The sequence below is a fragment of the Terriglobales bacterium genome (assembly GCA_035764005.1).
In the GTDB taxonomy this organism is placed as follows: domain Bacteria; phylum Acidobacteriota; class Terriglobia; order Terriglobales; family Acidobacteriaceae; genus Gp1-AA112.
In genome coordinates, this window is the sequence record DASTZZ010000030.1 from 1 (window position 1) to 5,468 (window position 5,468).

Sequence of the window (5,468 nt, forward strand, 5' to 3'; positions counted from 1 at the left end):
GTCCGAGTTGCAGAAGCCATGCCAATCCGTAAGGCCGTTCAAAGCTGGCGCGCCCGTCTTGGTTCAGATACGCGACTTCCTGCGCGATATTTTCTTTGGTCAGGTTCTGCTGCAATGCCGCGCGTGCCTGTGGCGTGAACGGCGCCTTGGGAAACGTCCGCGCGAGCCGCGCCAGCAACCAGTGACCGTGGACGGACGAATGCCAGTCATAGCAGCCGTAAAAAGCGGGCGTGAGCTTGCGCGGCGGGGCGACGTCAGCATCGCTGTTCATGGCATGCGCGATCTTGTTGGGATATTCCTTGTGCACGCAGGCGAGAGCGAGGTCGGCAAAACGGGTGGCGGAAGCGACATCGAAAGCCGTTGAATTTGGCGGGGAGGTTTGGGACGAGTGAAGCTGAGGTTCCGGTTGTAAAAAGGCGCTCAGGAGAGTGGCGAGAAGCAGCAGGGCCGATGTTTGCATCGCGGGACAATGTAACACGGCGAGTTCCCTCAGAGCGGCGTGGCGGGTTTCCAATGGATCTTGACTGTAGCCATATTGTAGCTATATTGTAGCAATATTGGCTACACCTGAGAGGACTTAATGAAGTTTGTCAGTACGAGGGACCTGCGGAATCAGCCGGGTTTAATCAGAAAATTGGCACAAAAAGAGGACCTTGTCCTGACTGCCAATGGCAAGCCAGTCGCCGTGCTTATTGGAGTGGAAGAAGATGATCTCGAGGAAACTACCCGGGTAGTGCGGCAGGCCAGAGCCCAACGTGCCTTGTCCCGCATGCGGAGAGAGGCGGCACGCCGAGGCGTCCAGCGAAGCCCGTCCTCGAAAATTGAAGCTGAAATTCGTGCCGTTCGCTCCCATCGAAAATCCTGATGAGAGTGGTGATTGATACCAATGTGCTGGTGTCCGGCATCATCAATCCGCATGGCGCTCCCGGACGGATCATGGACGCGCTTCTTGCGGAACAGATTTCACTCCTGTTTGACGATCGCACGATGGGCGAATATCGGGAGGTCTTGATGCGGCCGGTTTTCAGTTTTCCGCGTGAAGATGTGGAGACGCTGCTCGACTTCATTGAGTTCGCGGGGGAGCGCATCTCTGCCGTGACCGCGGCGGGCGTGATCCTGCCGGACGCGGATGACCTGCCTTTTCTGGAAGTCGCAATCGCTGGTTCGGCCGATGCTCTGGTCACGGGCAACATAAAGCATTTCAAGCCGCTGCGCGGGAGCCACCGAGTCCTCATTTGCACCCCAGCCGACTTCCTTGACCGCTTCAGCTGACTTCACCTTCCTTCACTATCTCGTTGAAACTCCCCGAGGCAGCATCGGGGAGTCATAGGTGGGCATACTTCGATTCCTACGATGCGACTGGATCGCGGAGCAGAGCCGGAGCAGTCGTTCGTTGATGACGAAGCAGCAGATAGAACGCGGTTACGTGCGTGATCATCAGCAAGGGGACATAGATGATCGGGATCACGTAAGTTGCGCCGAGCTGCCCCGATATTGCGCCGAGATTGAGTTGGACGCCGTGATAGTAGTCGACGAGGATGTCGATGGCGCCGACGACGTTGAAGGCGACGACCAACGACCAAAAGAGGGGCCGAATCCTTACGGTGAGAAGCGCAAGCAGGGCAAGCACTCCGGTGGCGAAATCGCCATAGGCGGCGAACCTGGTAAAGCCGGCAGGGAGGTTTGCACCAACCACTCCGGGAATGAGAAAAACCAGCCCGAAGAAGCGAAAGCTGTGCAGTGTAGCGATGGCGCGGTGGGCTTCGAATCCGTCCATTGCTTTGAGCCTGGGCCAGCCATAGACACGGAAGGCAAGCAGCCATGCAACGTAACCCAAGAGAAGATGTATGTCGAAAATGTTTTCCGGCGACATGTGTGACTCCTTTCAAAGTCGAGAAGTGATTCCTCGGCATAGGATTATCGTGATCATCCTATGGATTCAGATTTTCTTGAGGGAGAAAGTTGCAGCGTAGGATGATTTGCAGCATCCTATAGAAGCAATGCGTTACCCACCTGAGCACAAAACGGAAACCCACCGGAAGATCGTGAAGGACGCGGCCCGGCGCATCCGATCCGAAGGCCTGAATGGTGCGGCAGTAGCAGCCGTGATGCGCGACACCGGCCTGACCCACGGAGGCTTCTACAAACATTTTCGGAGCAAAGACGATCTGCTGCGGGAATCGCTGCGCGAGGCGTTCGGGGAAGTCGTGGATTTGCTGGTGAAGAATGCGGAGCAGGCGCGGCCTGAATCGGCCTGGAAGGCGATTGTGAACACATACCTGAGCGGGGGACATTGTGATCATCCGGAGCGCGGCTGTCCTCTGGCGGCTCTTGCCTCTGAGTTGGCGCGAGGAGGGAAGCAGAAGAAGGGCCAAGTGCTCGCCGAGATGATGAACTATAAAGACCGGATGTTGCAGTTCATGCCGGGCAGGCGAACTGGGGATAAAGAGCGCGCATTTTTTGTGATCTTTTCCACCATGGTCGGCGCCGTTGAAATTGCCCGTATGATGACGGATCCGAAAGCACGGGAGAAGTTTCTGGCGAGCACAAGAGAGTTTCTGTTGCGGAGTTTCTGATTCCGTATTGGCAAACACCTTACCGCGGATGAACACGGATAAGCGCGGATTTTAACCACAAAGGACACGAAGGGACACAAAGGAGTCAACGCAGGCGAGCGCAGCCGACGCGGAGTCACCGCAAAGGGCGCAACGGCCGCAAAGCTAAGCAAGCAAAATCGGCCATAAATCAAAAGGCTACTTCACGCCGAGATCCGGGTTCCACATCCCGTGCTCCTTGCGGACGGCGATCATTTCTCCAATGTGGTAGGCGTTGTGCTCGGCGATTCGAGCGACGTTGGGCGCGATCTTGGCGAGGGTTGCGTCGTCGGCGCTTTCGACAAAGCTTTCGAGTTCGCTCATTACCTTGTCGAGTTGCTTGAGAGTTGCGTCCCACTGCTGAGGATCGAACTTGAAAGTGTCGTTATTGTCGGCCGGCTGCTGCGGGTGCTCGCCCTTGAAGGCGGCGAGGTTGACGGAATTCCAGAAGACCAGGTGTGCAACGAGCTGACCGACAGAATGATTCTTACCGTCTGACCAGGCAGCCTGTTCCGCTGTCAGCTCTGCAGTCGCCTCTTTAGCGGAAACAAACCAGTTCTTCTGGTTATGGGTTTCGCGCAGTTCCGTCAGCAAGATGCTCTTGAGCGTGGGCGGCTGTTTCTGCTTCGCAGGTTGTTGAGCGAAGGAGCTTATCGCCAGAAGCATGAGCGGGCACAAGATCCAGTTCTTCATTTGCAAAGGTCCTTTCAGTTGGGGATCCAGTTTCTCTGCTTAGACGGTCGATCTGAAGTGAGGTCAACGAGCGAGCAGTTGGCAAATAGCAATTGGCAATTGACTGTTGGCACTCAGCGCGTCTCCCAAGAAGCCTCTATCGCCCACCTTTGAGGCATCACTTGGAGGTCAAGGCGGTAGATATGCTTAAGGGGATGGAGCTCAGTGATGAGTTCGAAGGCTGGGACAAGTTTGTTGATGAGCAGGACAAAAAGCGCAATTCCTCTTCTTAACGGCTTCTGCTCGGAAGAGCGAAGCTGGGGCGGCAGGATCTGTGATCTGTAACGCTCCTGCTAAAATCCCACTTTCACATGCTCAGTCGCGCTCCAGGTTTCCTCTACAAAAATCACGAATTGTATTGTGAGGGCGTCCCGGTTCTCTCGCTCGCTGAGAAATTCGGAACACCTTTGTATGTTTATTCCACCTCTGCAATTCGCGACCGTTTCGCGCTCCTCGATCGCGCTTTTCGCGCTGCCCCACATACGCTCTGCTATTCGGTGAAGGCCAACTCCAACCTTAGCATTCTTCGTCTGCTGGCGCGGCTCGGCGCGGGATTTGACATTGTCTCAGGCGGCGAACTCGAGCGCGTGCGAATCGCCGGCAAATCATCCGTGAAGCGTGTGGTTTTCTCGGGCGTTGGCAAGACCGCTGAGGAAATGAGTTTTGCGCTTAAGAGTGGCATTCTGCTCTTCAACATCGAAAGTGAAGGGGAACTCGAGGTGCTGGCCGGCTGCGCCGCTTCTCTTCGCAAGCGTGCAACTATCGCTTTTCGTGTGAATCCGGACGTCCCCGCCGAGACTCATCCGTACATTTCAACCGGACTGCGGGAACACAAGTTCGGTGTTCCCATTACTGAAGCGCGGCGGCTCTGTCGCGTAGCTGCGCAGCATCGCTATCTTCGTATGGCTGGCGTGAGCCTGCACATCGGCTCGCAGATTACTGACGTTGCTCCGTTCCGTCTCGCCGTCGAACGTGCTGTTGAGTTGATTGAACAACTCGCGGCCGATGGTCACAAAATCCGCTTCCTGGATGCCGGGGGAGGGTTGGGCATTTCCTACAACAGCAAACAGGCGGAGGACTACACCGCTCTTGCCCGCCGCTATGCGGAAGCCGTAACTGAGCCTTTGCGACGGCTGAAGCGAAACCGTCCGCATCTTCTGCTAGAGCCGGGACGATTCATCATCGCCCAAGCCGGCGCTCTGATTACGCGCGTGCTGTACCAGAAACAGAATGGTGCGAAGCGCTTTACCATTGTTGATGCCGCCATGAACGACCTGCTGCGACCATCGCTCTACAACGCTCGCCATGAGATCGTGCCGGCGGACTTGCGCGACCTCGGTTCTTCGCCGGGTCCTTCAAACATTTGCGGCCCGATCTGCGAAACCGGCGACTTTCTTGCCCGTGATGTTCCGCTTCCCGACGTCGCGCCCGGTTCCTTGCTCTGCGTTTATGACGCCGGAGCTTATGGAATGTCCTTGGCGTCGAACTACAACACGCGGGCACGCGCTGCGGAGGTGCTGGTTGAGGGAAAACGTGCTCGCCTGGTGCGCCGTCGCGAACAATTGAAGGACATGCTCACTCCCGAACTGGATTGCTTATGACGGACCTCAAGGCTCTCGCTTACGAACTGCTGGCCGAAGCGCAGCAATCGCTCCGCAACGAGGGCCACCTCAATCCCACTGCGGTCGTCATCACACCTGGGGAGAACCTCATCTTCGATCTTGAATTTGAGAGCGATGAGGAGCGTGACGAACTCTACGCTGAAATGATGGGCGTAGCGCGTTCTCAGAACGCCTCGGCAATCATTACGGTGAATGACGTCTATCTCGAGGAAACGACATCGTACATTCGCCTGGAAGGGGCAGGCTGGGGCAGTCTGGCCGAATCGCCCGCCGAAGCGATCTTTATCACTGTATCTGGCAGTGGATTTGAAACCTGGAGTTTGATCTCTCCTTATTTCCGTAAAGACCAGCAGTTCGCTTTTCAACCCGCTCGCGAAGCCGCTGATCCGGGCGGCGAGATTCCTCTTCTCGGCGACTGGACCGGCAAGAGCGGAGCTGCGTAAGTGCGATCGGTAGAGTTGCAGATCACCCGATGAACCGATCTCCCGATCACCCGATTTCCCTATGCCTTATACTCTTC

The 5,468-nt window shown here is 56.4% G+C and carries 8 protein-coding genes; 4 read left to right on the top strand and 4 right to left on the bottom strand.

Annotation, left to right across the window (positions count from 1 at the left end; genetic code table 11):
- On the bottom strand, nucleotides 1-460 hold a 460-nt coding region (locus VFU50_05225; protein ID HEU5232240.1), incomplete at its 3' end, for a DUF2891 family protein.
- 162 nt (nucleotides 461-622) lie between these two features.
- The gene (locus VFU50_05230) at nucleotides 623-853 is read right to left on the bottom strand and encodes a hypothetical protein (GenBank protein ID HEU5232241.1); all 231 of its coding nucleotides are present in this window, start codon (nucleotides 851-853) and stop codon (nucleotides 623-625) included.
- Between the two features lie 11 nt (nucleotides 854-864).
- Here VFU50_05230 and VFU50_05235 point away from each other — a divergent pair, with 11 nt between their 5' ends.
- On the top strand, nucleotides 865-1,272 hold the full coding sequence (locus tag VFU50_05235) for a putative toxin-antitoxin system toxin component, PIN family (GenBank protein HEU5232242.1): 408 nt from the start codon (nucleotides 865-867) through the stop codon (nucleotides 1,270-1,272).
- A gap of 76 nt (nucleotides 1,273-1,348) precedes the next feature.
- Here VFU50_05235 and VFU50_05240 read toward each other — a convergent pair whose 3' ends face one another.
- The gene (locus VFU50_05240) at nucleotides 1,349-1,873 is read right to left on the bottom strand and encodes a hypothetical protein (protein HEU5232243.1); all 525 of its coding nucleotides are present in this window, start codon (nucleotides 1,871-1,873) and stop codon (nucleotides 1,349-1,351) included.
- Nucleotides 1,874-2,000: 127 nt separating this feature from the next.
- Between VFU50_05240 and VFU50_05245 the strand changes: the two genes are divergently transcribed.
- Nucleotides 2,001-2,576, top strand: a complete 576-nt coding sequence (locus VFU50_05245) for a TetR/AcrR family transcriptional regulator (GenBank protein ID HEU5232244.1) — start codon at nucleotides 2,001-2,003, stop codon at nucleotides 2,574-2,576.
- 177 nt (nucleotides 2,577-2,753) lie between these two features.
- On the opposite strand, the gene VFU50_05250 is transcribed toward VFU50_05245, so the two are convergent.
- Nucleotides 2,754-3,287, bottom strand: a complete 534-nt coding sequence (locus VFU50_05250; protein HEU5232245.1) for a DinB family protein — start codon at nucleotides 3,285-3,287, stop codon at nucleotides 2,754-2,756.
- A 350-nt stretch (nucleotides 3,288-3,637) separates the two neighbouring features.
- On the opposite strand from VFU50_05250, the gene lysA reads away from it, so the two are divergent.
- Nucleotides 3,638-4,927: a diaminopimelate decarboxylase gene (gene lysA, locus VFU50_05255; protein HEU5232246.1), complete on the top strand. Its 1,290-nt coding sequence runs from the start codon at nucleotides 3,638-3,640 to the stop codon at nucleotides 4,925-4,927.
- Nucleotides 4,924-5,391, top strand: a complete 468-nt coding sequence (locus VFU50_05260; GenBank protein HEU5232247.1) for a hypothetical protein — start codon at nucleotides 4,924-4,926, stop codon at nucleotides 5,389-5,391. The genes lysA and VFU50_05260 overlap by 4 nt, the downstream gene beginning before the upstream one ends.
- Nucleotides 5,392-5,468: the final 77 nt, after the last annotated feature.